Source organism: Streptomyces sp. iso_384 (assembly GCF_056172905.1).
Genome location: NZ_JBWBTT010000001.1, coordinates 26315 through 50970, shown reverse-complemented (window position 1 = coordinate 50970; position 24656 = coordinate 26315). Strand labels below are relative to the sequence as shown.

Sequence of the window (24656 nt, the reverse complement as noted above, 5' to 3'; positions counted from 1 at the left end):
TGCCAGAACTCCGGACCGCTCATGGAAGCCGTACGTTCCCAGCGGCGCGGTGACGCCGACGCACCGCCGCACGAGGGGGAGTTCAGTGTCAGCACGCTCTCCCTGGACGGCCGGCACCTCACCCTGGGCGTCACGGCACGGCGGCCCGCCGGGTACGTCCATCCGGCGCCGCTGCCCGATCCCGACCGGGCCGCCGCCGAGGAGCAGTCGCACGCCCTGCTGCGACGGGCGGGCCATCGCACGGGGCCCGTACATGTCGAGTTCGTGAACACATCCGGCGGGCCCGTGCTGGTGCGGGCCCGGCCCGGGCACGGCGGCGCCAGGATCCCGTTCCTGATCGAACTCTCCCGGGGCGTCGTGCTGTCCCGGGACGGGAACGGAGGTCCGTGGCACGACGAGCCCGCCCGGCTGCCGCCCCCGTACCGCTGTGCGGAGATCGGCTTCTTCCGGGTGCCGGCGGGCCGGCTGTGGTCCGTCGCGGGGCTCGACAGCATCAGCGTCCTGCCGTACGTGCACGCGGTGCGCTTCCCGTTCGGGACCGGTGCGGTGGTGCCGCCGGCGGCCGAGGACGGCGCCACTGCCGACACCGGACACGGCTATGTGGTGGTCACCGGCGGCTCGCAGCGGGAGACCGCCCGGCGGGTGGGCCATGTCCGGACGCTGCTCCGCACGGACGTACGCCCTGGCGGGGAGCCCGGCGCCCGGGAGGCGGGGCGGCCGCGGACCTGATCTCCGGAGCGTCGGCCGGTCATGGCGGGGCGCCGGGTGCCGAGACGGGAACGGAACGGGAACGGCGCGCGGCAGTCTTCCTCCTGCGAAGCACGACCGACACCCACAGGGGGAACAGAAAATGCGCGGTACCACCAGATTCGCAGGGCTCGTAGCACTCGCCGCGGCAGCGGTGCTCATCTGGGGCGGCGCCGCCCCGTTCGGCGCGGAGGCGACGGACACCCGGTCGGCGTCCTCGGCCCAGGCAGCCCCGGCGGCCGGTGACGACGGCAAGCTGGAGGACAACAAGGGCAACGGCTGAGCCAACCGGCCCCCGAGTGCGCCCCCTTGCGCGCCCCTCGTACGCCCCGAACTTCTCGGGCGAGGCGTGGTTGACACAACTCCGGTGCGGATCGATCCTCACGTTGGATGGTACGTATCTGCGGGGGGCAGCACATCACCATGGGCGAAAGAGCACGCACGGGGACGCTCACGAAGCCGACTTTCCAGATCCTCGGCGCTCTGAAGGGGTGGCAGGGCGAGCAGCCACTACGGCTGGGCGGGCGGCTGCGCGAACGCACGCTGACGATGCTGCTGCTGGAAGCCAACCGCGTCATCCCGGTGCACCGGCTGGTGGACGCCGGCTGGGACGACGCGCCACCCAGCAGCGCCGCCCACCAGGTGCGCAAGGCCATAGCGGAGCTGCGGCAGAACATCCCGTACGGCCTCGAGACCATCGTCACCGACGGGCCCGGCTACCGGGCCTGCGTCACCCCGGAACAGGTCGACCTCGGCCGGTATCTGACCCTGCTGGGGCAGGCCCGGGAGGCGAAGGCGCGCGGCGAGTCCGCCACCACCGCCGACCGCCTCCACCAGGCCCTCGAACTCTGGCGCGGCCCCGTCCTGGCGGGCGAGGGCGGGCCGGTGATCAACGGTGCGTCGGCGGCCCTGGAGGAGCAGCATCTCGGCGCCACGGAGCAGCTGTTCGAGCTGCGGCTGGACGCCGGCAAGGACGCCGAGATCATCGGCGCGCTGCGCACCCTCGTCCAGCGGCACCCGCTGCGCGAGACCCTGCGCCGCCAGCTGATGCTGGCGCTGTACCGCACGGGTCAGCAGGCGGAGGCGCTGGAGGAGTACGGGCGGGCCCGGACGCTGCTGGCCGAGGAGTTCGGCATCGACCCCAGCGCCGAGCTGTCCGGCCTGTACGAGCGCATACTGCGGCAGAGCGCCGACCTCGCCCCGCTCCGACACCCGGCGGCCGTGCCGCCCGCGTCCGCGCCGGAGGAACCGGCGGAGACGACCGGACCGGCGGGAGAGCGGGGAGCGCCGGGCGCACCGGGCCACACCGCCCACACCGGCTATACGAGATCGGCGGGGCCGGCGGCCGTGGAGGCCGACGAGCCCAACACCCTGCCCTACGGCCTGCAGGACTTCTCCGGACGGGCCACCGAACTCGACTGGATCCGGGACGCCGCGGAGCGCACCCGGGGGCAGTCGGCCCATATCGTCGCCATCGACGGCATGGGCGGCAGCGGCAAGACCGCACTGGCAGCGCGCGCGGCCTGGCAGCTCGCCGAGTGGTATCCGGACGGTCAACTGTTCATCGATCTGCGGGGGTTCACCCCGGGGCAGGAGCCGCTCTCCCCGTCGGCCGCCCATGAGGCGCTGCTGGCCATGGCCGGGGTGTCGGGCACGGAACTGCCGGCGACCGCCGCGGGCCGGGCCGCACTCTGGCAGTCGGTCACCCGGCGGCGCAGACTCGTCGTCGTCCTCGACAACGCCGCCGACTCCGAGCAGGTGCGCTCCCTCATCCCGTCCTCACCGCACTGCCTCACCCTGATCACCAGCCGCCCCCGCCTGGTCGACCTGGACGCCGTCGAGTGGCTCTCCCTCGACGTGCTGCCCGAGCAGGACGGCATAGAGCTGATCAAACGGATCGTCGGGGCCGGGCGGGTCGACCGCGAGCCGGACGCCGTGATCGAACTCGTACGGCTGTGCGGCCGCCTTCCGCTGGCGATCCGCATCGCCGCCGGCCGGCTCCGCAACCGCACCAACTGGACGGTGCGGCGGCTGGTGGAACGGCTCGACGACGACGCGCGGCGGCTGGCCGAGCTCAGCTCCGGCGGCCGGAGCGTGGCCGGGGTGCTGCGGCTGTCGTACGACTCCATGCCGCCGGAACAGCGCACCGGTCTGCGTCTGCTGAGCCTGCACCCGGGCCGGGTGATCGGGACCGAGGACGCGGCGGCGCTGCTGGGCACCGGCACCGAGGACGCCGAGAAGCTGATGGAAGCCCTCACCGACGCACATCTGCTCCAGGAGAACCGGCCGGGCTGGTACACCCTCCACGATCTCGTCCGCAGTTTCGCGGGCGGCCTGTCCGACGAGAGCACCGCGCCGGAGGACGCCGCGGCGACCCGGCGGCTGCTCGACCACTACGTCCACACGGCGGAACGGGCCAACGCCACCCTCTTCCCGGAGCGGGTCCCGTACGGCGACTTCCTGCCCCCGGGCCGCTCGCTGCACCCCGGCTTCGGCAGCAGGGACGACGCGCTGGCCTGGCTGGACCTGCACCGCGACGACCTGCTCGCCGCGGTGGAGGTCGCCCACGCGCACGGGCTGCCGCGCCATGCGGCCACCCTGCCGCGCGAGCTGGGCTTCCACTCCGACATCAGGAACTACCCGCGCATGGCCTGTACCGCCTACCGCAGGGCGGTCGACGCCTCACGGCAGCTGGAGGACGTCGCCCTGCTGCGGCTCAACCTCACCAACCTGGCCATGCACCTGTGGCCGCTGGGTCGCTTCCGGGAGAGCGTGGCCTGCCTGGAGGAGGCCAGGGTCCTCGCGCGCGAGCTCCGCGACGAACGCGCGGAGGCGGCGTGCCTGGGCGGTCTGGGGCAGAACTACAACAGCCTCGGAGACTTCCCCGCCGCGCTCCGCCACACCGAGGAGGCGGCCCGGATGGAGGCCCGGCTCGGCCTGGTCCGGGGCCTCGCCTCGTCGTTGAACATCCTCAGCTCCGTCCGCCTGCGCACCGGCCGTTTCATCGAGGCCGCGGAGGCGGCCGAGGAGTCCATCAAGATCTTCGAGTCGACCGGAGAGACCCACAACTCCGCCCTCGGCCTCACCCACCTGGCGCTCGCCCGCACCGCACTGGGCGACCCGGAGGAGGCGGCGAACCTCCTCACGGCGGCCCAGGACCTCTGCGAGCAGGTGCACAGCCCCGCCAACACGGCGTTCGTCCTGGCCTGCTCCGCCGATGTCATGACCCTGCTCGACAGGGCGGACACGGCCCTCACCCTGATCGACCGCGCCCGGGCCCTGGTGCAACAGGCGGATGTGGCCGTACGCCAGGCGGCGGTGATGAACGCCGCGGGCCGGGTCCACCGCGCCCTGGGCGAACCGGCCGAAGCCCTCCGGTACCACCGGCAGGCCCGGGACCTCTCGGCCGGCATCGGCTTCCGCTTCGAGGAAGCACTCGCCCTGGACGGCATGGCCAAGGCCCACGCGCAGTCGCGGGAACCCACCGAGGCGGCCGACTGCCGGCACCGGGCGGACGCGCTGTTCGCGTCCATGGGCGTACCGGAGGGCCCACGCACCCTGTTCTGAGACCTGTGGCGGCCCGGGCGGCCCGGCCCTCTCGCACCCGACGGCCCGGGGCACGATGCCGGCCGGCCGGATCAGACCAGGAGGCGTCCCGCGGCGGACTCCCGTGCCGCCCGCGACTTCCGGAGATCCCGTGCGACCACCGCCTTCTGGAGCCAGCGGTCGGCTCCGTCGTAACGTGCCGTGAACGCGCGACGCCCGTGCACGGCATGGTAGTTGTCGACGACCAACAGGCATCCCGCTTCCACCACCACGTCCTGCTGCACCCGTTCCAGCTCCGTCACCAACTCCTTGAGCGCCACCTCCGCTTCGGCGTCGCCGTCCAGGCAGCGCATGAAGAACGGATCGATGCGCAGGTACGGGGCGTCCTCGGCGCCGAAGAGCACGGCGACGGGCTCGGGGTGGTCCCTCATCGCGCGCACCCGCAGCAGCCCCGGGTCGTCGGGCCGCTGGACCGCGAGCTGCCGCAGGTGCTCGTCGTCGGGAAGGATGTAGAACCGCGGCTCCGCCAGCACCTGTCGCGCTTCGGCCGGCAGGTCCACGTCCTTGACCGAGGCGAGTGTGGTCGGCACCCGGTCGTGGTTGCGGATGCCGAAGAGAGCCAGGTAGTCGCAGCGGTAGGGGTGGAATGCGTCCTCGGTGTGCCATTCGAGGAGCACGTCGCTGCCGTGGCCGCTCTGTTCGTCCTCCTCGCCCTCGATGGGCAGCACGTTCTGGATCATCCGTCCGGACTGCAGCGTGGGCCAGCTGAACACTTCGCCGAGGCACTGTCCCATCAGCGCGAGGAAGAGCTCTTCCCGGCGGGTACGTCCGGCGGCCGCGGCCTCGGCCCAGTTGCCGGGGGTCGGGCCGACGGCTTCGTCGTCGACGCCGAAGCCGCGCAGCAGGAAGCCGGCCGCCGCGTCATCACGTCGGAATTCCTCCAGGAACCGGCGAAGTCCGATCGGCGCCTTCGACACCAGCTCCCAGGCGTTGTCGTAGAACGCCTGCTCGCCGGGATCGCGCTGTGCCACGTTCGGGTCGGCGAGCAACCGCTCGAGGGACGATATCTCGTCGGCGGAGAGCTCGTAGCTCAGAATGCCGCGGTACTGACTCATGGGCGCCTCAATTCTCGTGTCGAATGGTTGCTGTCAGCCGTTGAAGACCGGCGCAAAAGACGATCCTGCTGTTCTTTCGCTGTGCCGCCGTCAGGCACCCACCACGGGATGTGATCACCGAGAGATTCGATCGGCATGACGGCCTTGAACATGTCGTTCTCCACATTGGCCAGTCGCGCGTCGTACGGTTTACCGACCGCGGCGAAAGCGCGATGGATTCCGGCACGTTTCCGGTCGATGGATCTGGCATTCCGGTCGAAAGTGCTGGCGGGTTGCAGCAGAAAGTAGATCCGTTGATCTCCGTAGGTGTGCCGCGGTGATGTATCCGGATAGCAGGGGGCGAAGGAGACCAGGAAGAACAGTTCACCTTCGATCATCGCGTACCAGCGTTCATCAGGCCGCGGATCTTCGGGAATGTATACGCTTGAGAACATCCGGGCGAGCGTGATGTAGAAGCGTCGGGTGAGCTCCGTCAGCGCGTCCAGCGTGCTACCGAGCGTCGTATCCTCGAAGGTGATGATCATGCCGTCGAGTGACTGCTCGGCGGCCGTTCGGAAGAAGTCCGCGATGATGTCGCGGTGCTGCGTCAGCTCGTTCTCGACGTCATCGGTCCTGATGGTGACCCCGGGCCCCATCTTCGACGGCTTGGCGAAGGGGCAGTACGTCTTCTCCGTGATCTCTTCGAAGCTCATTCCCAACTCCCCACCTTCACCGGTTCCGCGCCCACCTGCGCAGGTTCGCGATGGGCCGCCGTGGCCCGGCAGCCGATGACGAAGAACCACCAGCTGGCCACCACGATGGCGATCAGGACGTAGAACATCGCGGCCGGCACGAAATGCTGGAGAAGGAAACCGCAGAGTATCGGCCCCAGTGCTATGCCGATATGGATGAGATTCTGTGCGCCGAAATAGCTGCCGCGCAGGTTGTCGGGAGCGATGGAGTCGATGAAGGTGAACTCCGCCGGCACCAGAATGACCTCGCCAAGGCTGAAGATCACCACAGCGATGACGATGATGGCCGCATTCGTGGACAACGACAGCCCGACCAGCCCGACGACGAAGGCGCCGATCCCGACGGTCAGCCACTTCAGGAGGTTGTCCTGCCTCAGGCGGCTGCCGAGGGCGTACTGGGCGCCGATGACCGTGATGGCGTTGGCGGCGGAGATATAGGCGACCAGCTTGTAGGCGGTGTCGCGGTCCTCCACCAGGACGAGGTACTGCGACATGAAGGTCAGGAGCGGCCCGTACACCACGATGCTGAAGATTCCACCGATGGTGAAGTAGGTCAGCCGCCGGTCCGCCCCCATCACCTTCAGGACTTCACGGAACTTGGGAGTCTCTTCCTTGTCCTGCTTCTCCGCACTCTGCTCTGCTGCACCGGCCGGTTCCTTCGTGCCGCTGTCGGCGGGCACGAACCGGTGACGAAAGATCACCAGAGGGACCAAGGAGGCGCCGATGACAGTGATGCTGAGAAAAAACGGTCCACTGGATCCGGCCGCGACCGCTGCAATTCCCAGGAAGGGGCCTGCCGCTGCACCTATGTTCTGCAACGAATAGCGCAGAGAGAACACCTTGATGCGATTCTCGGACGGCACCAGTTCGGAGAGCAGGGCATTACCGGTGACGCCCATCCACCAGGAGGCGATGTTGGTCAGCAGCAGGATGACCGTAACGGCGACCGGATCGTGGAACATCGTCAGGCTGAGGTAGAGCAGCATGACCGCGACGTCCAGCACGATGACCAGGTCGACTTTCCTGACCCGGTCCGCGATATAGCCACCGTAAACGCTCGCCAGCGTGCCGACCAGTACGCTGCCGCCGATCACGTACCCGATGGTGGCGCCGTCCATGCCCACCGTGTCGTACAGGTAGATGGGCATGTAGGCCAGGATCGCGAAGGAGCTCAGGCTTCGTGCGGCAGTGGAGGCCAGCAGGACCTTCATCGCGAACGGAAGGCCACGAACCATCGTCAGGAAATTCTTCATCCGTTTTCCCCTGCCGCGATCGTCTCGAGCGTACCGATGATGGACTCCTTGATCTCGTCGATCTGGTCTTCGTCGAACAGATGAGGGTGGTATCCGACGGTAAATCTGATGCGCAGGCCCGGAGTTACCGTGATGCCGAGCGGGTAGTGCGGAAGCCCCTCCGCACCGTGCACCCGTTCACGCACCCGCAGTCCGCCGGTCTCGCTCTCGTCAAGAGAATCCGCGGGGTAGCTCTGGAACACGTAGCAGGCGTCGAACAGTTCGCCCGCCCCGAGCAGTCGCTGAATTTCGGTGAGTTCGATGGAGCGGTGCGGGAATATGTCCAGCTGTGATTCCTGCACCCGCGCCATGGTGGCGCCGAGGGGTTCGCCCGGGCGGATACGCACGCGCAGCGGCACGGTGTTGAGCAGCAGCCCGACCATGGACTCGACGCCGTCGAGTTCGGCCGGCCGTTCGGAGACGGTGTTGCCGAACAGCACGTCGTCCCGCCCGGTGAGACGGGCGAGCGCGATGCCCCACGCCGTCTGGAGCGCTGTGTTGAGAGTGATCCCGGCCTGTGCGCACCGCTGCCGCAGCGATCCGGTCAGCTCCGGTGTGAGTGCGACACCCAGGGTGCGCAGCGGGACGTCCGGCGCCGGCTTGGCGGCATGGACCCTGGTCGGGCCGTCGACGTCCGTCAGATAGCTTCGCCATGCCGACACCGCGGCATCGCGGTCGCACGACGCGAGCCACGCCAGGTAGTCACGGAAGGGCGGCGCCGCCGGCAGCCGTTCGCCGCGGTACAGGGCGAACAGCTCCCGCCACACCAGCGAGTTCGACCAGCCGTCCAGCAGGATGTGGTGGTCCCCGACGATCAGCCGGTGCCGCTCCGCTCCGAGGCGCAGCAGGGTGAAGCGCATCAGCGCGGGCACCGACAGGTCGAACCGCCGGTCCCGGTCCGCAGCGAGGATCTCCGCCTCCCGGTGCTCCTGCTCGGCCGGTGCGAGCCGGGACAGATCGTGCACGGTCCACTCCACCTCCACCTGTTCCCGCACCACCTGCACCGGGGCCTGAAGGCCTCTGTGGGTGAAGCCGGCGCGCAGGTTGGGGTGTCTCCTGAGGAGGGCGTGCGCCGCCTGCCGCAGCCGCTCGGTGTCCAGCGGCCCGTCCAGGTCGAACAGGCTCTGTCGCTGATAGGGATCAGGGCCCTGGTGGCCGGCGGCGGTGTGCAGCAGGAAGCCCTGCTGGAGCGGGGTGAGCGGCAGGATGTCGCAGAGGCCGGGGTAGTCGGTCTCCAACTGGTTGATGGCCGACTGCCTGGCATCGACCAGGGCGACGTCCGATGGAGTCAGCCCACCGAGCTCCGGATGCTCCGCGAGGTCTGCCAGCGCGACCAGGAAGGTCACCCACCGGTCGGCGAGCGCCGCCACAGCGGCTTCCGTGAACCGGGTGGCGTCCCAGGACCAGCTGGTCTCCAGAGCCCTGCCGTCATCGGCCGTCCGGACATCGATGCCGAGAGCGGGTTCCGTACCGTCGTCCCCGAAGCGCACGCTGCCGTCGGCAGGAGCCGTACCGGTGGGCATCACCCGGCAGCGCACCTGCGAAGCCCCGTACGAGGACAGTCGCCGCGCGGCCGCCGGGTCGGCGAGCAGCGCGGAGTAGTTCCGGCCGTCCTCCGGTACGGCGCGTACCTGCTCCTTGACCCGCTTCAGCACCCGCGCCAGCTCCTGCGGTTCGGCCAGAACCCTGTCCAGGTCCGGGGCGCCCGGATTGAGACGGACCGGGTGCGCGGCCGGCGAGCCCGCCGTGGCCAGGTCGAGTCGCAGCCAGGCTCCGGCCCCGGGCAGCTGCGTCCGGCGCCACTCGATGAGCACCGGCGCGAGCGCGGCCAGCGCGATGTGTTCGGGGCCGCAGCGGTACAGGCGCGGCAGGCCGGTCAGCAGCCGCTCGGCGTCCTTGCCGACCACCCGCCGGGTGATGCGCCGCCGGTCCACGGCGGGTGAGGCGTCGGACGCCGGGTAGGCCGGATCGGGGGTCCGCAGGATCTTCTCCCAGGCATCGACGTCCACGGCCGCGCCGTCGCTCGCCGGGTGCGCCTCGGCGTGCTGAGCGGCCCGGGCCACCAGAGCCTCGACCGTCTGCTCGTGGAACACATCGCGCGGGGTGATCCGGAAGCCCTCTGCGCGTGCCCTGCTGACGAGCTGGATGGACCGGATGCTGTCGCCGCCGAGGTCGAAGAAGCGGTCATCCGCGCCGACCGCCGCCAGGCCGAGCACGTCGGCGAAGAGCGCCGCCATCGTGGCCTCCTGCGGCGTGGCCGGCGGCCGTCCCGCCCGGGAGCCGAACTCGGGAGCGGGCAGCTGCCGGGTGTCCAGCTTGCCGTTGGGCGTCAACGGCAACGCGTCCAGTACGACGACGGCGGCGGGCACCATGTGGTCCGGCAGCCGCCGGGCCGCATGGCGGCGCAGTGCGGTGGCGAGGTTGCGGCCGCGATCGGCGGCCTGCGGGTCGTTGGCAAGCTCCCGCAGCGGGCGCTCGTCCTCGTCCGCGGCCAGGAACACATCGGTGAGCCCCTGCCCCGCGGCCCGCCCGGCAGCGAGGAACACCACGTCGAACCGGTCGCCTTCCTCGGTGTCGGTCCACGTCGGATGCACGGTGTAGCCGAGCCGGGCGCCGAGCTCGCACAGGGTCTCGGGGTCGACCCCGGACCGTACGTCTGCGGCCTCGGACAGGCTGCGCACGAGAGCGCCGGCCCCGGCAGCCACCCGCTGCGCGGTCGCCACCTTCGCCGTCACCCGGCCGTTGGGCACACCGGTGACACGCAGCGCCTGCGGCCGGGCCGTACCCAGGTGGGTGTCGACGTCCTCGGCACCGCTCCATTCACGCGTGGGCACATCGGCGAGGGACACCAGGTCCGCTCCGCGCTTGTGCAGGACCACGTCGTAACGGAAGTCCGTCAGCTCGTTCCTGAACGAACCCCGCTTGAGCTGTACGTCCACACCGGCGACGTCCGGAACCAGATCGCCGATCCGGGCGAAGAAGGCCGGATCGAGCAGCAACTCGCTCTCCAGCTCCAGCTGGTGGGCCACGATGTCCCGCACCGTGGCCAGGGACTCGTCGGCGTGCGCGCCGTCGTGCAGGACGATGGCGGTGACGAAGGCCCGCAGCAGCCGCAGATTGCGGATGTCACCCAGCACGATCCGTCCGCCGGGAGCGAGCAGTTCCATGCTCCGGCGCACGACGTCGATCAGGTAGTCGGCGCTGGGGAAGTACTGCGCCACCGAGTTGATCACCACGGTGTCGAAGCGGGCGGGCGCCAGCGCACCGATCTCGTGGGCGGCCAGGGTGTGCAGGTCGACCCGGTCGTGCAGGTCGCCGCCCTCGATCGCCCTGCCGAGGGTCCGGATCAGGGCGTCGGAGAAGTCCACACCGGTGTACGCGGTGCAGTGCGGTGCGACCGGCCGCAGAATCAGACCGGAGCCGACCCCGACCTCCAGCACATCGGCCGGCCGCAGATCGAGAATGCGCCGGACCGTGGCCGACTGCCACTCGGTCATGTGCTCCAGTGGCAGTGGCGCGTTGTCATAGCTGGAGTTCCAGCCGGTGAAGTCCTGCTCGGCGCCGAGGTCGTGCTGCTCGCTGTATCCCTGCTCATGGATCTGGTGCCACTTGTCGACGTGCTCGATGTCGTGGGCCCCGCCGTGCGTCCGGGGAACCACATAGCCGACGAGCTGCTGGTGGCCTGGGGTGTCCTCGCGGACGAGGACGGCGGACTGCGCCACCTCCTGGTGGTCCTTCAGCACCGTCTCGATCTCGCCGAGTTCGATGCGCATCCCGCGGATCTTGACCTGGTCGTCGGTGCGGCCGACGAAATCCACCACACCGGCCGCACCGTTCGCGCGCCAGCGCGCCAGGTCTCCGGTGCGGTACATCCGGCTGCCGGGGGCGCCGAACGGGCAGGCCACGAACCGCTCGGCGGTCAGGGCAGGCCTGCCGAGATAGCCGCGAGCCAGTCCGTCACCGCTGATGTACAGCTCGCCGGTGACGCCGGGCGGCACCGGCCGCAGCGCGGCGTCGAGGATGTACACCTGGGTGTTGCTCAGCGGACGGCCCACGGGCACCGACGCGTCCTCGAAGCCGTCCGGACCGCTGCCGCACTCCCAGTACAGGGTGTCGACGGTGGCTTCGGTCGGCCCGTACGCGTTGATCATCCGGCGGCCCGGCGCCCAGGCGGCGGCCAGTGCGGGCGGGCAGGTCTCACCGGCGACCATCACGTTGCCGCAGTCCGCGAGCGCGTCCTGCGCCATCCCGCCGAGGATGGTGGGCGAGAAGGTGATGTGCGTCGGCCGGTACCGGGCCATCACGTCACGCTGCCGGTCGGCGGAGAGCAGCTCGTCGGGCGAGGTGAGCACGACGGTCGCGCCGGCGAGCAGGGTGCAGCACAGCTCGCAGAACGTCGGGTCGAAGTTGATCGAGGAGAACTGCAGGAACCGCGAGCCCTGCTCCAGCCGGAACCGCTCGAGGTAGCTGTGGGCGAGGTTGGGGATGCCCCGGTGCGTGACGGCGACGCCCTTGGGGCGCCCGGTGGAGCCGGAGGTGTAGATGACGTACGCCAGGTCGTCCGGGCGAAGCGGCGCACGGCGGTCCGCATCCGTCGGCGCGTCGGAACGGCACCGCGCCAACGCGCCCGCGGTGTCCGGGTCGTCGAACTCCAGGCGGGGCAGCTGCCGCGCCTCGTCGGTCAGCTTCGCGGCGACGTCGCTCGTGGTCAGGAGCATGGTGGGAGCACTGTCCGCGATCATGAAAGCAAGGCGGTCCTGCGGATAGTCCGGGTCGAGCGGCAGATACACACCACCGGCCTTGAGGATTCCGAGCAGCGCGCACAGCAGCTCGGGACCGCGCCGCAGGGAGAGTCCGACCACGTAGTCACGGCCGACGCCACGGGAGATCAGCCAGTGAGCGATCCGGTTCGACCGACGGTCCAGTTCGGCGAAGGTCAGCTCCGTGTCCTCGTGGACGAGCGCGACGGCGTCAGGGGTACGGGCCACCTGATCGGCCAGCAGCTGCGGGTAGGTCGCCCCGGACAGCTCCAGGCCGGTGTCGTTCCACTCCTGCACGATGGTGCGCCGCTCGGCTGTGCCGAGGACGTCGATGGACGCCAGCGGACGCGCCGGGTCGTCGGCCACCGACCACAACACCCGCAGCAGCCGTTCGGTCAGGGTCTCGGCCGTGGACCGGTCGAACAGATCGGTCGCGTACTCGATCTCACCACGGAGCCCGTCCGGCCGGCCGCCCGCGGTGAACCGCTCGGTCAGCTCGAAGGTCAGGTCGAACTTCGAGGTACGGGTCGGCACCACCTCGTGCGCTGCCGCGAGTTCGCCGAGGCGCCACTGCGGGGCCACGTTGTTCTGCAGCACCAGCATGACCTGGAACAGCGGGTGGTGACTGGTGCCGCGGGCCGGGTTCAGCACCTCGACGAGGTACTCGAACGGCAGGTCCTGATGCTCGTACGCGGCCAGATTGGCGGTCCTGACCCGGGCCAGCAGGTCGGTGAAGGACGGATCGCCCGACGTATCGGTGCGCAGCACCAAGGTGTTGACGAAGAAGCCGACGTTGTCGTCGACGGCCCGGTCGGCGCGGCCGGCAAGAGCGCTGCCCAGGGGGATGTCGGTGCCGGCGCCGAGCTTGGTCAGCAACGTCGCCGTGGCCGCCTGGAGCACCATGAACAGGCTGACGCCCGCCTGCTTGGCCAGCTCGGTCAGCCGGTCCGCGAGCGGGGCCGGCACGTCGAAGGGCACTACATCGCCCCGGTAGGTCGCCGTGACGGGGCGCGGGCGGTCGACGGGCAGCTCCAGCAGTTCGGGCGCACCGTCGAGTTGTTCGCGCCAGTAGGCGAGCTGCCGCGCCATGAGGCTGTCCGCATCGTCGGCCGAACCGAGGAGTTCGCGCTGCCACAGCGTGTAGTCGGCGTACTGGACCTCCAGCGCCGGCGTCGTGGGAGCCGTGGCCGCACGGTGGGCGGTGTACGCGTCGCACAGGTCGCGCACCAGCGGGACCAGCGACCAGCCGTCGCCGGCGATGTGGTGGATGCACAGCAGCAGCACGTGCTCGTGTCGGCCGGTGCGGAACAGGTCGACGCGTACCGGAATGTCGGTGGTGAGGTCGAAGAGGTGTCCCACCGCGGTGTCGACGGCGGCGGGCAGCTCCTCGTCCGTGACCTCGTGCACGGAGATGTCGGCGGCGGCGGCCACGGCGGCGTCGGAGCCGGCCACCACCACCTGCTCGGCCCCGGAGGGCCCGTCCGCGAACCGGGTGCGCAGGCTTTCGTGCCGCTGCAGGAGGTGGACGACGGCCGCGCGCAGCGCCGCCAGGTCGAGCTCCCCGGTCAGCCGTACCGCGACGGGCATGTTGTAGGTGGCGCTGGGACCTTCCATCCGGTGGAGGAAGTAGAGACGTTGTTGGGCGTACGACAACGGGAGCGAGGTGCCGCGGTCCATCGGCCGCAGGGCGGGGCGGGCCTGATCGGCCTCGGTGAGCAGCAGTGCGAGGGCGGCCGGGGTGGGCTCGTCGAAGACGGCCCGGATGGGTATCTCGACGCCGAGTTCGCCGCGGATGCGGGCGACGAGGCGGTTGGCGGCGAGCGAGTTGCCGCCGCGGTCGAAGAAGCTGTCGTCGGCGCCGACGTCGCCGAGCCCCAGCACCTCGCCGAACAGGTCGGCCAGCACCCCCTCCTGCGGGGTGACCGGAGCCCGGCCCGCGCCGGTGCCGGAGCGGGTCGCCGACGGCAGCGCCTTGCGGTCGATCTTGCCCGCCGGGGTCAGGGGGAAGCGGTCGAGAACCCCGATGCCGGACGGCACCATGTGCGCCGGGAGCCAGGCGCCGAGGGCGCGGCGCAGCTCGTCGGCCGTGGGGCTGTGGCCGCTTGTCGGTACGACGTACCCGGTCAGCTGGGCCACGCCCGAGACGTCCTCGCGCATGATCACGCGCGCCTGGGCCACCGGGGGCAGCCGGCGCAGTGCCGCTTCGATCTCGCCGAGTTCGACGCGGTAGCCCCGGATCTTGACCTGCTCGTCGGTCCGGCCGACGAAGTCCAGTGCGCCGTCAGGGCGTTGCCGCACCAGGTCTCCGGTGCGGTACATACGGCTTCCGGGGGCGCCGAACGGGCAGGCCACGAACCGTTCGGCGGTCAGCGCGCCGCGTCCGCGGTAGCCGCGGGCCAGGCCGTCCCCGGAGAGGTAGAGCTCCCCCGTCGCGCCGTGCGCCACCGGCGCCAGGGCTTCGTCCAGGACGTGGACTCCGGTGTTCCACATCGGGCGTCCGATGGTGACGGGATCCCCGGCGACCACTGGTGCCAGGAGCGACCAGATGGTGGTCTCGGTCGGGCCGTAGAGGTTCCACACCGAGGCCGTGCCCGCTGCGAGGAAGTCGGCGAGATCCTGCGGCAGCGCCTCGCCACCGCACAACAGACGTGCGGTACCGGGAAGTTCGTCCGGGCTCCAGTCGGCCTCCCGCAGCAGCTGCCACAGCGCCGGGGTTCCCTGCACCAGCGTGGGCCCGGCCAGGGCCAGGTACCGGCGCAGCGCAACGCCGTCCACGGTGGTCTCCCGCGGCACCAGATGCACCGCGGCACCGTTCACCAGCGGCAGGTACAGCTCGAGCGCGGCGATGTCGAAGGAGATCGAGGTGGTGGAGAGGGCGACGTCGCCCGCGTGCACCTGGAACCGGTCGGTCAGGCAGTCGAGGAAGTTCGCGAGCGAACGGTGCGTGACGACAACCCCCTTGGGGCGCCCCGTCGAGCCCGAGGTGTAGATGGTGTAGGCGCCGCGGTCCGGATCGAAGTCCGGGCCGACGGTGCCGGCCGGAGCGGATTCCCGCTGGTCCGCGCGCTGGTCCGCGCGCTGGTCCAGGTACAGCACCGCGCCCGTGTCGACCCCGGACAGCTCGTCGAAGCCTGCCTCCGCCTCCCGGGTGGTGATCAGTGCCCGGGGTGCGGCGTCGGCCACCATGTAGGCGAGCCGGTCCGGCGGGTAGTGGGGGTCCAGCGGCAGGTACATCGCCCCGGCCTTGAGGGTGCCGAGGAGCGCGGCGACCAGGTCGGGAGAGGTGGGCAGGAGGATCCCGACGATGTCCTCCGCCGTGATGCCCAGGTCGGTCAGCCGACGCGCCACCCGGTCGGCCCGGTCGTCGAGCTCGCCGTACGTCACGACGGTGTCCCCGGCGATCAGTGCCGGTGCCCCGGGGGCGCGGGCGACCTGTTCCGCGAACCGGCCGATGAGACCGGTCGCCGGTTCCGCTCCCTGGACGAGGGTGGCGAAGCGTTCGAGTTGCTCGGTCATGAAGCCAGTTCTCCCGCCACGCCACCCGGACGCACGGGGCCCAGGTCGGTCCAGTTCTTCTCGATGTGCTCGGCGCAGGCCGTCCGCGGTGCGGGGCCGAAGTCGGTGTGCCACCCCACGGGCACCTCGACGGACCCCGGCCACAGGGAGTACTGACCGGCGGTGTTGCGCAGCACGAGGTACACGCCGGTGGTGTCCTCGAACGGGTTGGTCGCTGTGCTGTCCATGGTGATCAGTTCTCGCCCAGGTAGTTGGTGGTGCGGGCCACGAGATACGGGGCCTCTTCGATGCAGAGCCGCTGGCCGTAGAACTCGGAATCCAGCACTTCCGCGGTCAGCTCGCCCTTGACGACCGAACTCCACGCGTCGAGCGTGTGGTTGTCCTGCGCGAGAAGTAGCAGCAGATCGACGTCCGCGGGCTCGGGGCGGTACGACTCCCACGCCCGCGCGGTGCTGACGAAGGAGGTGTGGAGGCGGCGGCAGAACGCCTCGGCCCGCTCGTCGAAGCCCAGGCCCGCGCCGAACATGGCGGCGGCCGAGTTGCGCAACGCCACGTCGAGGTCGGCGTCCTGCGGGCTCATCGCCGGAAACCGTCCGGTGGTGCCCGACATGCGCAGGACGCCTTCGTAGAAGTCCACGATCAGCTCGTCCTCGGACATCGCGCCGACGGGGTGCTGTTCGAGGTAGCCGTCCACCACGATCGTCCGGCCGATGGTCAGCCCGCGATCGGCGGCGATGCGGTTGAGTTCCAGGCAGAGCGCGCCACCCGCGCAGGAGCCGAAGAGATGGAACTCGTCCTCGCCGAATTCGTCCTGCAGCGCGTCCGCGTAGCGCCCGGCGAGCCCCTGGATGTCGTCCGGCACACTCCCGGCGCCCTCGACCAGCAAGGGGGACTGCAGCCCGTAGCAGGCCCGGTCCGCGCCCAGCTCCCGCACGAGCCGCCCGTATCCGTCGACCATGCCGTGCCCGGCGTGGACGAAGACGATCGGAGTGCGCGAGCCCTGATTGCTCATCCGGATCAGCGCGGTCTCGGTGTTGGCGGCCTGCGGCTGCGCCTTCTCCGCGCTCAGTTCGGCAATGGTCTGGAACCGCATCAGGTCGCCCAGGTTGATCCGCCAGCCGAGGCGCTGGTTGATCTGCTCGATGGTGCCGAGGGCCGTCAGCGAATCGCCCCCGGCTCGGAAGAAGTTGTCGTGCACGGTCACATCGCGCTTGAGCGTGGTGCTCCAGATGTCCAGGAGGATCTGTCGCACCAGGCTCGGCGCCGCCGGTTCGGCCGACGGGATGACAGCCGTCTGAGCTGCATTCATACGCTTGGTCCTTTACGGGAGTCTCACGGGCGGTCGGCAGGCCGCCCCAGGGGGTGGCAGGACGCCCCCTAGGCCAGAACAGGCCCCGGGCCGATCCGGTGCGACAGGCCGGGCCGCCCGTCCAGATGGACGTAGACCCGGTGCAGCCAGCGGTCGTTGCCGTCGTAGCGGGGGGTGAACTCGGTACGGCCGTGCACCACGAGGCGGTTGTCCAGGAACGCCATGTCGCCCGGCCGCAGCACCAGTTCCGAAGCCACCTCGGCCAGGGCGGCGCCGAGCCGGCGCAGCGCAGCGCCGGCCTCGTCGTCAAGTGCCCTGGTCGCGCTGAAGTCGACCTGGATGTCCGGGTCGTCGAACGAGCCGTTCAGGACGCCGTGCGCGGTGGTCGCGTCGCCCGCACGGAACGACGGCGGCGCGGCGGTGACGAAGCGGGGCCGGCGCAGCATCGCCACGTCGCTGTCGTCGAGCAGCACCCGCGCCCGCCTGATGGAGGAGAACAGGGTGCCCGCCGTGCCCTCGTGATCGCTGCGCAGGCACAGCAGCCCGATGAGGTCCGGCCGGTGCGGGTGGAAGGCGTTCTCGTTGTGCAGTCCGAGCTCGACGGAACCGCCGTTGCTCTGCGAGGCGGCCAGCGCCGGGACGGGCACGACGTTGTGCACCAGCGCCCCGTGCTTCTCGTTGCGGAAGGCGAACACATCGCCGAGCTGCTGGCCGAGAAGCATCGCCGTCGCAGCGGGCACCGTGGCCCTGCGCTCCACCGAGTCCGGCACGGACGGAGTGCCGGGCAGCGTATCCGCGTCGACGGGGAGGTTCCCGACCAGCAGGGTTCCGCCGGGACCGGGCGCGGAGCGGAAGTCGCGCAGGGCTTCGAGCAGCCGGACCGGCAGCCGGCAGCTGTGCCGCCGCGCCTGCGCCAGCCAGCGGGGGTCGTCGACCTGCCCGGCGGCCGGGGACCGGTGCAGTTCCTCCGCCAGGGCGCGCACCTCGGTGCGCTCCCGGTCGGTCAGCGTCAGGCTCGGTCGGTCGATGTCCTCGGAGGTTCGATGGCTCAACACGGGAATGGGCATGTCTGGTCCTTCGAGCGTCTACGCGGCCTTGATGCTGGATGGCACGCCGCGTTCGTTTGCGTGGTGTGTGGCGGTCACGAGCCGCATCGGCCGTCTACGCGCTGATCACGGCGGTCATTTCGCGCTCGACGAGGTCGCGCAGCGCTCGGGGGAAGCGAAGGAACTCCCAGTGGTCGCCCTCGAGAACGTGGTACGTGGCCGAGGCGCACTCGTCCCATCCGGGCCGGACCTCGGCCTGCGGGACGACAGCGTCCTCGGTCCAGCCGATCACCGAGACGGGGATGTTCCGGCTGGGCAGCGCCTCGGCCCGGTAGCCACGCTGCAGACGCACATCGGCAAGCAGGGTCTCCGCGGCCATCTCCAGGAATTCCGGCGGCAGTCGGTGGCCCAGCGCCGCACACCGCTCCTCGATCTCGGCGACCATGTCGACCTCGTCGAGGTCGACGAAGTTCAGCCTGCCGTAGAGCCCCTTGTGCGGAGCGCCCCACCCGGAGGCGAACAGCCGCCGGGGGACCGGCAGCCCCTGCTTCTCCAGATGAGCCGCGATCTGCAGCAGGAACGGCACCGCACCGCAGTGCCCGATCAGCGCGTACGGCCGGTCCAGCTGGTCGGCGATCTCCGCCACCAGGCCCTCCGCGAACTCCTGGTGACTGCCGACGTGGGCTTCGCCGAACCGGTTCTCGCGGCCCGGCGGCTGTACGGCGCAGAACCGGCCCGCGCCGAGCTCTCGCGGCCACGCCGTGAACGAGGCGGCTCCGGTGCCCGCGTACGGTACGCCGAAGACCAGGTAGTCGCCGTCGGCCGGAATGGGCTGCAGGGTCCAGACGGTCATCCCGCGGTCACCTCGACGGGAACGCTCTTGTACTCGAGCATGAAGTTCGACCGGAGCCGGACCGTCGCTCCGGCCGGTACCAGCCGGCCGGGCCGCTCGCGCAGTCCCTGGAGCAGGGCGGCGAGCGCGGTCCGGCCCATCGCGGCGCCGATGCAGTGATGGGGCCCGCTGGCGAAGCCGACATGGCGGTTGGGGGTGCGGCCGAGGTCGAACCGGTTCGGGTCGGGGAACTGGTCCTCGTCGCGGTTGGCGGACGCCGTCCACAGCGTGACCGAGTCGCCCTCGGCCAGGGGCACGCCGCGCACCACGACCGGCTTGGTGACCTGCCGCTGCACGTACGAGGCGGTGGACGTCCAGCGGACGAACTCCTCGAGGCCGGTACCGACCAGCTTCGGGTCCGCCCGCAGCCTTTCCCACTGCGCCGGGTCGTCCATCAGCGCGAGCAGACCACCACTGGCGCTGTGCTGGGTCGTCTCGTTGCCGCCGATGGCCAGGTTCATGAGGTTGAACAGCAGCGTGTCCTCGTCGAGTTCACGCTCGCCCGGCTCGGGCCGGAGCAGGATGCTCACCGCGTCGTCGCCCGGCTCGGCCCGGCGCTCGGCGATCAGGTCCAGGAAGAAGTCGAAGACGTCCGCCTGAGCCGTAGCGAGCCGCAGCCCTTCGTGCGCGATGCCGAGGCTGTGGTCCTCGTCCCGGTACCCGATCATGGTCTGGGTGAGGCGCAGCAGGTGCAGCGCGTCGGCGTGCCCGATGTTCAGCTGGGCCATCAGACCACCGGCCGGCAGCTCGCGGGCCACGTCGGTGGTGAAGTCGCCGCCGCCGTCGGCCCACATCCTGTCCAGCACGACGGCGACCCGCTGGCGGACCGTCTCCGTCACCCGCTCGATCATCTTCGCGGAGAACACCCGGTGCATCCGGCGGCGCAGCTGCCGGTGACGCTGGGCGTCGGAGGTGACGAGCATGCGCCCGGAGGCGGTGTCGAGCTCGTTGCGGAACGATCCGCCGATGACCGTTCCGTGCTCCGAGCTGAACGTCTCGGTGTCCCGGAAGGCCATCAGCACGTCGTCGAACTTGGTCAGTGCCCAGAACCCGCCCTCGGGCGTGGGGTTCCAGTGGACCGGAGCCTCCTCGCGCAGCCGCGCCCACAGCGCGTGCGGGTCGCCCGTGACGAAAGCCTCGGTGTCGTTGAGGTCGATGTCGGAGGCCGACATCAGGGTCTGCGTCATGCGGTCGGTTCCTTGCTCGTCGACGTGTCGAGGGCGAGCGCCATGTCGGACAGCACGGTGTTGCCGAGCACGTCCTGCAGGCTGATGCCCGCCGCCTGGTCCCGGCTGATCCGGCGGCTCATGCGGAACGCCAGCATCGAGTTCCCGCCGAGCTCGAAGAAGTCGTCGTTGACGCTGATCCGCTCGGTGCCGAGCAGCTCCTCCCAGACCTTGGTGAGGTAGCGCTCGCTGTCCGTGCGCGGAGCCACGTAGTCGCTGCGGCGCCGGTCCCGGTCGCCCAGGAGCTGGAGCAGCGCCGCCGTGTCGCGCTTGCCGTGCGGGGTGGACTGGATCTCCGGCACCTGAACGAACTCGGAAGGCACCTGAAAGTCCGGGATGGTCGCCTCGGCGTACGCACGCACCTCGGGCATGGTGGTCCTGCCCTGCGGCACGACGAACGCGACGAGCCGCTTGTCCTGGCCCTCGCCCTGCGACAGCACGGCGACGTCGAGAACGCCGGAGCAGGTCAGCAGCGAACGCTCCACCTCGCGCGGCTCGACCCGGTAGCCGCGGATCTTCACCTGGTCGTCGTTCCGGCCGAGGTAGTCCAGTACGCCGTCGGGGCGCTCGCTGACGAGGTCGCCGGTCGCGTACATGACGGATCCGGGAGTGCCGAACGGGTCGGGCAGGAACCGCTCCGCCGTTCGCGCGGGATCACGGAGATAGCCGCGGGTCACGCCGGCTCCGCCGATGTGGAGCTCGCCCGGTGTGCCCTTCGGGACCGGGCGCAACTGCGGGTCGAGGACGTGCAGTCGTACGCCTGCGAGACCGGCGCCGATGGGCACGCTCGTCGCGTCCGGCGCTACGTCGGTGATGGTGAACGCGGTGGCCGCGGTGGTTCCCTCGGTGGGCCCGTACAGATTGACCAGTTGGCCCGAGAACTTGCTCGCGAGCACGTCGCGGCAGGCGGCGGGACGGACCACGTCGCCACCGGTCTGCAGCACCCGGAGCGAGGAGAACACGTCGGCGTCCTCGGCCGCGATGTGGTTGAAGGCCATCGTCGGCGAGAGCAGCGCTGTGATCCGGCGGCGGCGCAGCTCGCGGCCGGGGTCGCCCTTCACCAGGTCGGGCACCGAGGGCATCATGACGATCTCGGCACCGGCCCAGAACGAACTCCACAGCTCCCAGTGGAAGGTGTCGAAGGAGATGTTCGCGATCTGGGCCACACGGTCGGCGGGGCCGATCCGAGGCAGCAGCGGATTCGTCGCGAAGTGCACGAGGTTGTGGTGCTCGACCACGACGCCCTTGGGGGTGCCGGTGGAGCCGGAGGTGAACAGCACGCACGCGGCGTCCTGCGGGGCCGGCTCGGGCAGTCCGGCCTTCGGGGCGTCGGCCCGGGCGCGTTCGGCGTCGTACTCCCAGACCACGGTGCGTACCCGGTCCCCGAGCTGTTCCCGCTCGCCCGGGCCGACCAGGGTCAGGCGGCCGTCGGCCGCGCGGAGCATGAGCTCGCGCCGGGCCTTCGGGTACCGCAGGTCCACGGCCACGTAGGCCGCGCCGGCCCGCAGTACGCCGAGAATGCTGATGACGAGGTCGACATCCCGCTCGCGGTGGATGCCCACCCGGTCCTCGCGGCGTACGCCTTCGTCGATGAGGCGCTGGGCCAGCTCCGCCGACGCGCGGTCGAGTTCGGCGTAGGTGAGCCGACGGCCGGAGTCGTCCGACACCGCCGGAGAGTCGCCGTGCGCGGCGGCTGACCGGGCGAAGAGCTCGGTGAGGGTGAGGGGCACGCCCAGGGCGGTGCGGTCGTCCGTGTTCACGGTGCGAGCAGTCCTCTTCATTCGGGGAGACCGTCTGCGATGACCTGAAGCAGGTCCGCCGGTGCCGATCGGTGGGTGTGGTCGTCTCCGGTCAGCAGGATGTGGTGCACATTTCCGTAGGCCGACCACTCGTCCATCTCGTCGGGACGTACGTGGGTGTCCCCGGTCCAGGAGATGGTGGTGACGTCCAAGGGCGTGCTGCCCGCGCCCGGGGGCTGGTAGCCGCAGGTCAGCGCGATGTCGGCGCGCAGCACCTGGACGGACAGGGCGAGCAGCTCGTCCGGGGGTGCGGGCTCGCCGCGCTGCTCGCAGCCGTGGCGCAGCTCCTCCATGTACTCCTCGTCCGTGGTCTCCGGTGTGAAGGGGCCGGAGCGGCCGCCGCCGAAGTAGCCGCCGCGGTGGGGAGCCAGACAGGAGGAGGCGAAGATCTGCCGGGGTGCCGGACAGCCACGGGCGGCGAGCTCGACCGCGAGGCCGTAGCTCAGGCGCGCCCCGAAGCAGTGGCCGAAGAGGCCGAAGGGCTTGTCCAGGTACGGCTGGAGTGCGTCGGCCGCGTCCTTGGCGAACTCCTCCATGGACGTATGGGCGGGGGATCCGATCCGGTTCTCACGGCCCGGGAGCTGCACGGGGCAGATCTCGATGTCCCCGGTCCGGGTGGGCCAGTCGCGATAGGCGGAGGCGCCTGTTCCTGCTACCGGGAAGCAGAACACCCGGGCTCGCGCGTCGGGATCGACATCGCGGACGAGCCACTTCCGGCCGCCTGCTCGCACGGTCATATGTGCACCCGGCCCACACCGGCCGGGCGGGAGTCCACCCAGTTCGCCGCGATCCACTCCAGGCAGCCGGCCTTGTCGCCGCGGTACCCGGCTTCACTCCATCCGGGGGGAACGGAAAGGCCGGCGGGCCACACACTGTGCCGCCCTTCCGTCGTACACACGGCCAGCCATGTGGCGCTCTCCACTGTTTCCCATGAGGGTTTACTCATCACTACTCCGATCAGGATGTGGGTGGGTGAGCTCAAGGGCGGCGGCCCTCCCAGATGAAGCTCAGGAATTCAGGCTAGAACCCGTAGTCGACGGATTCCGGCAGCTGCTGAGGCAGAAAAGCGGCAACTGCGGTGCACGGGGGCGGATCCCTGGGGAAATCCGCACCATCACAGGCGTTTCCGGGCCGTGATGGGGAAATGCGTCATCCCTGCGATGAAGATCGACCGCAGATGCTGCGGCTCTCCGGCGAGTTCGATCGAGCTGAACCGCTGGAGCAGTTCCTCGAAGAAGATGCGCAGGGTCATCCGGGCCAGTGGCGCCCCGATACAGAAGTGCGGTCCGAAGCCGAAAGCGACCTGGCGCTTCGCATTGGCGCGCGTGATGTCGAAGGTATGCGGATCGGGGAACCGGGACTCGTCCCGGTTGGCCGACCCGATCCATGCCACGACCGCTCCGCCGGCGGGGACCGTGCCCCCGCCGATCTCCACGTCGTCCACCGCGTAGCGCATGAAGTTGCACGCGGACGACGTCCAGCGCAGCCCTTCCTCGACGAGGTTGGGAACCGACGACAGGTCGGCGGCGGCCCGCGCGTACTGCTCGGGGTGGTCGATGAGCGCCTGCACGGTGCCCGAGATGGTGGACGGGGTCGTGATGTTCGCGCCCAGGAGGATGCTGTAGCCGTCGAGGGCGATCTCCTCGTCGGTCAGCGGCGCGTCTCCCGCGCGGACGCTCATCAGGTGGTCGAGCAGACTCCCGTCCCCGCCCCCGTCCGACCGGCGCCGTTTGACCCAGCGGGTCACGTAGTCGACGAGTTCGTGGTGGGAGATGGCCAGTGTCGCCGCTTCGCTGCCCAGCTTGAAGTGCGGGTCCGAAGGGGCCATCACCATCGAGGTCAGCTGGACGAGTTCGTCCCAGTCCTTCTCCGGGATTCCCAGGAGCGGACCTGTGACGATCGCCGGCAGACGTTGCACCTGCTCGCCCAGGTCGAAGACGGAGCCGTCGAGGGCCGGTTCGAGGAACCGTACGACGGCCCGCCGGATACCGTCCTCCCAGGACTTCACCACGCGTGCGGTGAGCTTGGGCGCGATCGGCCGACGGACCTCGGTGTGCCGGGGCGGATCGGTGGACGTCAGCAGCACGCCGGCCGCCACGTCGTCCTCCCCGAGATGGGTGATCACCGTGCCCCGCTCCGAGGTGAACTCGCGATGGTCGCCGAGCACACGACAGACATCGTCGTAGCGGGTCACCGACCAGAACTCCCGGCCGTCCGACAGCCTTTGGTGATGCAGAGGCTCCTTCGCCCGCATCACGTCCCAGATCCGGTGCGGATCCCCCGACGTGAAGAGGTCGAGGTCGAGCAGGTCGACATCGGCGAGTCCGATGTCGCCGCCGGTGCCCGGTGTCAGCCTCACGTCAGAGCCTTGTCCCGCTCGATCAGCTCGGCAACCCGAGCCGGGGTCTGCGCCAGGTAGAAGGCACGTACGGACAGCTCGACTCCGTACATCTGCGAAATCCGCTCAAGAATCTGGATACCGATCAGCGAATTTCCCCCGCATTCGAAGAAGTTGCCGTCCGGCCCGACCTCGTGCTCGGTGAGATATTCCGCCCAGAGATGCACAATCTCTTGCGCAAGGGAAACGGACGGGTCGAGCTGTTCCGATGCCCCGCCCTGTTCGCCCTGCAGCAGAACGGTTTTCGTCGGTGATTCCATTGTCAGTCTTTCCTTCTCC

The 24656-nt window shown here is 70.3% G+C and carries 17 protein-coding genes; 3 read left to right on the top strand and 14 right to left on the bottom strand.

Annotation, left to right across the window (positions count from 1 at the left end):
• Positions 1-21 precede the first annotated feature (21 nt).
• From AC0VY3_RS00200 to AC0VY3_RS00190, 3 genes are all read left to right on the top strand, one after another.
• On the top strand, positions 22-729 hold the full coding sequence (locus AC0VY3_RS00200; protein ID WP_146065862.1) for an ATP-grasp domain-containing protein: 708 nt from the start codon (positions 22-24) through the stop codon (positions 727-729).
• Between the two features lie 121 nt (positions 730-850).
• A complete protein-coding gene (locus AC0VY3_RS00195) occupies positions 851-1030 on the top strand; it encodes a hypothetical protein (RefSeq protein WP_103509418.1) in 180 nt (59 codons plus the stop codon).
• 140 nt (positions 1031-1170) lie between these two features.
• Positions 1171-4314, top strand: a complete 3144-nt coding sequence (locus AC0VY3_RS00190) for an AfsR/SARP family transcriptional regulator (protein ID WP_475548629.1) — start codon at positions 1171-1173, stop codon at positions 4312-4314.
• 71 nt (positions 4315-4385) lie between these two features.
• Here the strand turns inward: AC0VY3_RS00190 and gntD are convergent, their stop codons facing one another.
• The 14 genes from gntD to AC0VY3_RS00120 form a co-directional block, all read right to left on the bottom strand.
• Positions 4386-5408: a guanitoxin biosynthesis L-enduracididine beta-hydroxylase GntD gene (gntD, locus tag AC0VY3_RS00185; RefSeq protein WP_103509419.1), complete on the bottom strand. Its 1023-nt coding sequence runs from the start codon at positions 5406-5408 to the stop codon at positions 4386-4388.
• On the bottom strand, positions 5405-6100 hold the full coding sequence (locus AC0VY3_RS00180) for a hypothetical protein (protein WP_475548628.1): 696 nt from the start codon (positions 6098-6100) through the stop codon (positions 5405-5407). Before AC0VY3_RS00180 ends, gntD begins: the two co-directional genes overlap by 4 nt.
• Complete coding sequence (locus AC0VY3_RS00175; RefSeq protein ID WP_475548627.1) at positions 6097-7392, bottom strand: MFS transporter; 1296 nt, start codon at positions 7390-7392, stop codon at positions 6097-6099. Before AC0VY3_RS00175 ends, AC0VY3_RS00180 begins: the two co-directional genes overlap by 4 nt.
• The gene (locus AC0VY3_RS00170) at positions 7389-15707 is read right to left on the bottom strand and encodes an amino acid adenylation domain-containing protein (protein WP_475548626.1); all 8319 of its coding nucleotides are present in this window, start codon (positions 15705-15707) and stop codon (positions 7389-7391) included. Before AC0VY3_RS00170 ends, AC0VY3_RS00175 begins: the two co-directional genes overlap by 4 nt.
• Positions 15704-15934 (bottom strand): MbtH family protein, encoded by a 231-nt coding sequence (locus AC0VY3_RS00165; RefSeq protein ID WP_242743247.1) that lies wholly within the window; start codon positions 15932-15934, stop codon positions 15704-15706. Before AC0VY3_RS00165 ends, AC0VY3_RS00170 begins: the two co-directional genes overlap by 4 nt.
• 5 nt (positions 15935-15939) lie before the next feature.
• The gene (locus AC0VY3_RS00160) at positions 15940-17016 is read right to left on the bottom strand and encodes a thioesterase domain-containing protein (RefSeq protein ID WP_475548625.1); all 1077 of its coding nucleotides are present in this window, start codon (positions 17014-17016) and stop codon (positions 15940-15942) included.
• Between the two features lie 68 nt (positions 17017-17084).
• A complete protein-coding gene (locus tag AC0VY3_RS00155) occupies positions 17085-18083 on the bottom strand; it encodes a TauD/TfdA family dioxygenase (RefSeq protein WP_475548624.1) in 999 nt (332 codons plus the stop codon).
• A 94-nt stretch (positions 18084-18177) separates the two neighbouring features.
• A complete protein-coding gene (locus AC0VY3_RS00150; protein WP_475548623.1) occupies positions 18178-18915 on the bottom strand; it encodes a thioesterase II family protein in 738 nt (245 codons plus the stop codon).
• The gene (locus AC0VY3_RS00145) at positions 18912-20141 is read right to left on the bottom strand and encodes a cytochrome P450 (protein WP_475548622.1); all 1230 of its coding nucleotides are present in this window, start codon (positions 20139-20141) and stop codon (positions 18912-18914) included. The genes AC0VY3_RS00150 and AC0VY3_RS00145 overlap by 4 nt, the downstream gene beginning before the upstream one ends.
• On the bottom strand, positions 20138-21940 hold the full coding sequence (locus AC0VY3_RS00140) for a non-ribosomal peptide synthetase (RefSeq protein ID WP_475548621.1): 1803 nt from the start codon (positions 21938-21940) through the stop codon (positions 20138-20140). Before AC0VY3_RS00140 ends, AC0VY3_RS00145 begins: the two co-directional genes overlap by 4 nt.
• A 17-nt stretch (positions 21941-21957) precedes the next feature.
• Positions 21958-22716: a thioesterase II family protein gene (locus AC0VY3_RS00135; RefSeq protein WP_475548620.1), complete on the bottom strand. Its 759-nt coding sequence runs from the start codon at positions 22714-22716 to the stop codon at positions 21958-21960.
• On the bottom strand, positions 22713-22925 hold the full coding sequence (locus AC0VY3_RS00130; protein WP_103509489.1) for an MbtH family NRPS accessory protein: 213 nt from the start codon (positions 22923-22925) through the stop codon (positions 22713-22715). The genes AC0VY3_RS00135 and AC0VY3_RS00130 overlap by 4 nt, the downstream gene beginning before the upstream one ends.
• Positions 22926-23093: 168 nt before the next feature.
• Complete coding sequence (locus tag AC0VY3_RS00125; RefSeq protein WP_475548619.1) at positions 23094-24338, bottom strand: cytochrome P450; 1245 nt, start codon at positions 24336-24338, stop codon at positions 23094-23096.
• Positions 24335-24637 (bottom strand): phosphopantetheine-binding protein, encoded by a 303-nt coding sequence (locus tag AC0VY3_RS00120; RefSeq protein ID WP_103509434.1) that lies wholly within the window; start codon positions 24635-24637, stop codon positions 24335-24337. Before AC0VY3_RS00120 ends, AC0VY3_RS00125 begins: the two co-directional genes overlap by 4 nt.
• Positions 24638-24656: the final 19 nt, after the last annotated feature.

Excerpts from the sequence above, each read along its gene's own strand:
- AC0VY3_RS00200 (WP_146065862.1), top strand. The coding sequence starts at position 22 with ATGGAAGCCGTACGTTCCCAGCGGCGCGGTGACGCCGACGCACCGCCG.
- AC0VY3_RS00195 (WP_103509418.1), top strand. The coding sequence starts at position 851 with ATGCGCGGTACCACCAGATTCGCAGGGCTCGTAGCACTCGCCGCGGCA.
- AC0VY3_RS00190 (WP_475548629.1), top strand. The coding sequence starts at position 1,171 with ATGGGCGAAAGAGCACGCACGGGGACGCTCACGAAGCCGACTTTCCAG.
- gntD (WP_103509419.1), bottom strand. The coding sequence starts at position 5,408 with ATGAGTCAGTACCGCGGCATTCTGAGCTACGAGCTCTCCGCCGACGAG.
- AC0VY3_RS00180 (WP_475548628.1), bottom strand. The coding sequence starts at position 6,100 with ATGAGCTTCGAAGAGATCACGGAGAAGACGTACTGCCCCTTCGCCAAG.
- AC0VY3_RS00175 (WP_475548627.1), bottom strand. The coding sequence starts at position 7,392 with ATGAAGAATTTCCTGACGATGGTTCGTGGCCTTCCGTTCGCGATGAAG.
- AC0VY3_RS00170 (WP_475548626.1), bottom strand. The coding sequence starts at position 15,707 with ATGACCGAGCAACTCGAACGCTTCGCCACCCTCGTCCAGGGAGCGGAA.
- AC0VY3_RS00165 (WP_242743247.1), bottom strand. The coding sequence starts at position 15,934 with ATGGACAGCACAGCGACCAACCCGTTCGAGGACACCACCGGCGTGTAC.
- AC0VY3_RS00160 (WP_475548625.1), bottom strand. The coding sequence starts at position 17,016 with ATGAATGCAGCTCAGACGGCTGTCATCCCGTCGGCCGAACCGGCGGCG.
- AC0VY3_RS00155 (WP_475548624.1), bottom strand. The coding sequence starts at position 18,083 with ATGCCCATTCCCGTGTTGAGCCATCGAACCTCCGAGGACATCGACCGA.
- AC0VY3_RS00150 (WP_475548623.1), bottom strand. The coding sequence starts at position 18,915 with ATGACCGTCTGGACCCTGCAGCCCATTCCGGCCGACGGCGACTACCTG.
- AC0VY3_RS00145 (WP_475548622.1), bottom strand. The coding sequence starts at position 20,141 with ATGACGCAGACCCTGATGTCGGCCTCCGACATCGACCTCAACGACACC.
- AC0VY3_RS00135 (WP_475548620.1), bottom strand. The coding sequence starts at position 22,716 with ATGACCGTGCGAGCAGGCGGCCGGAAGTGGCTCGTCCGCGATGTCGAT.
- AC0VY3_RS00130 (WP_103509489.1), bottom strand. The coding sequence starts at position 22,925 with ATGAGTAAACCCTCATGGGAAACAGTGGAGAGCGCCACATGGCTGGCC.
- AC0VY3_RS00120 (WP_103509434.1), bottom strand. The coding sequence starts at position 24,637 with ATGGAATCACCGACGAAAACCGTTCTGCTGCAGGGCGAACAGGGCGGG.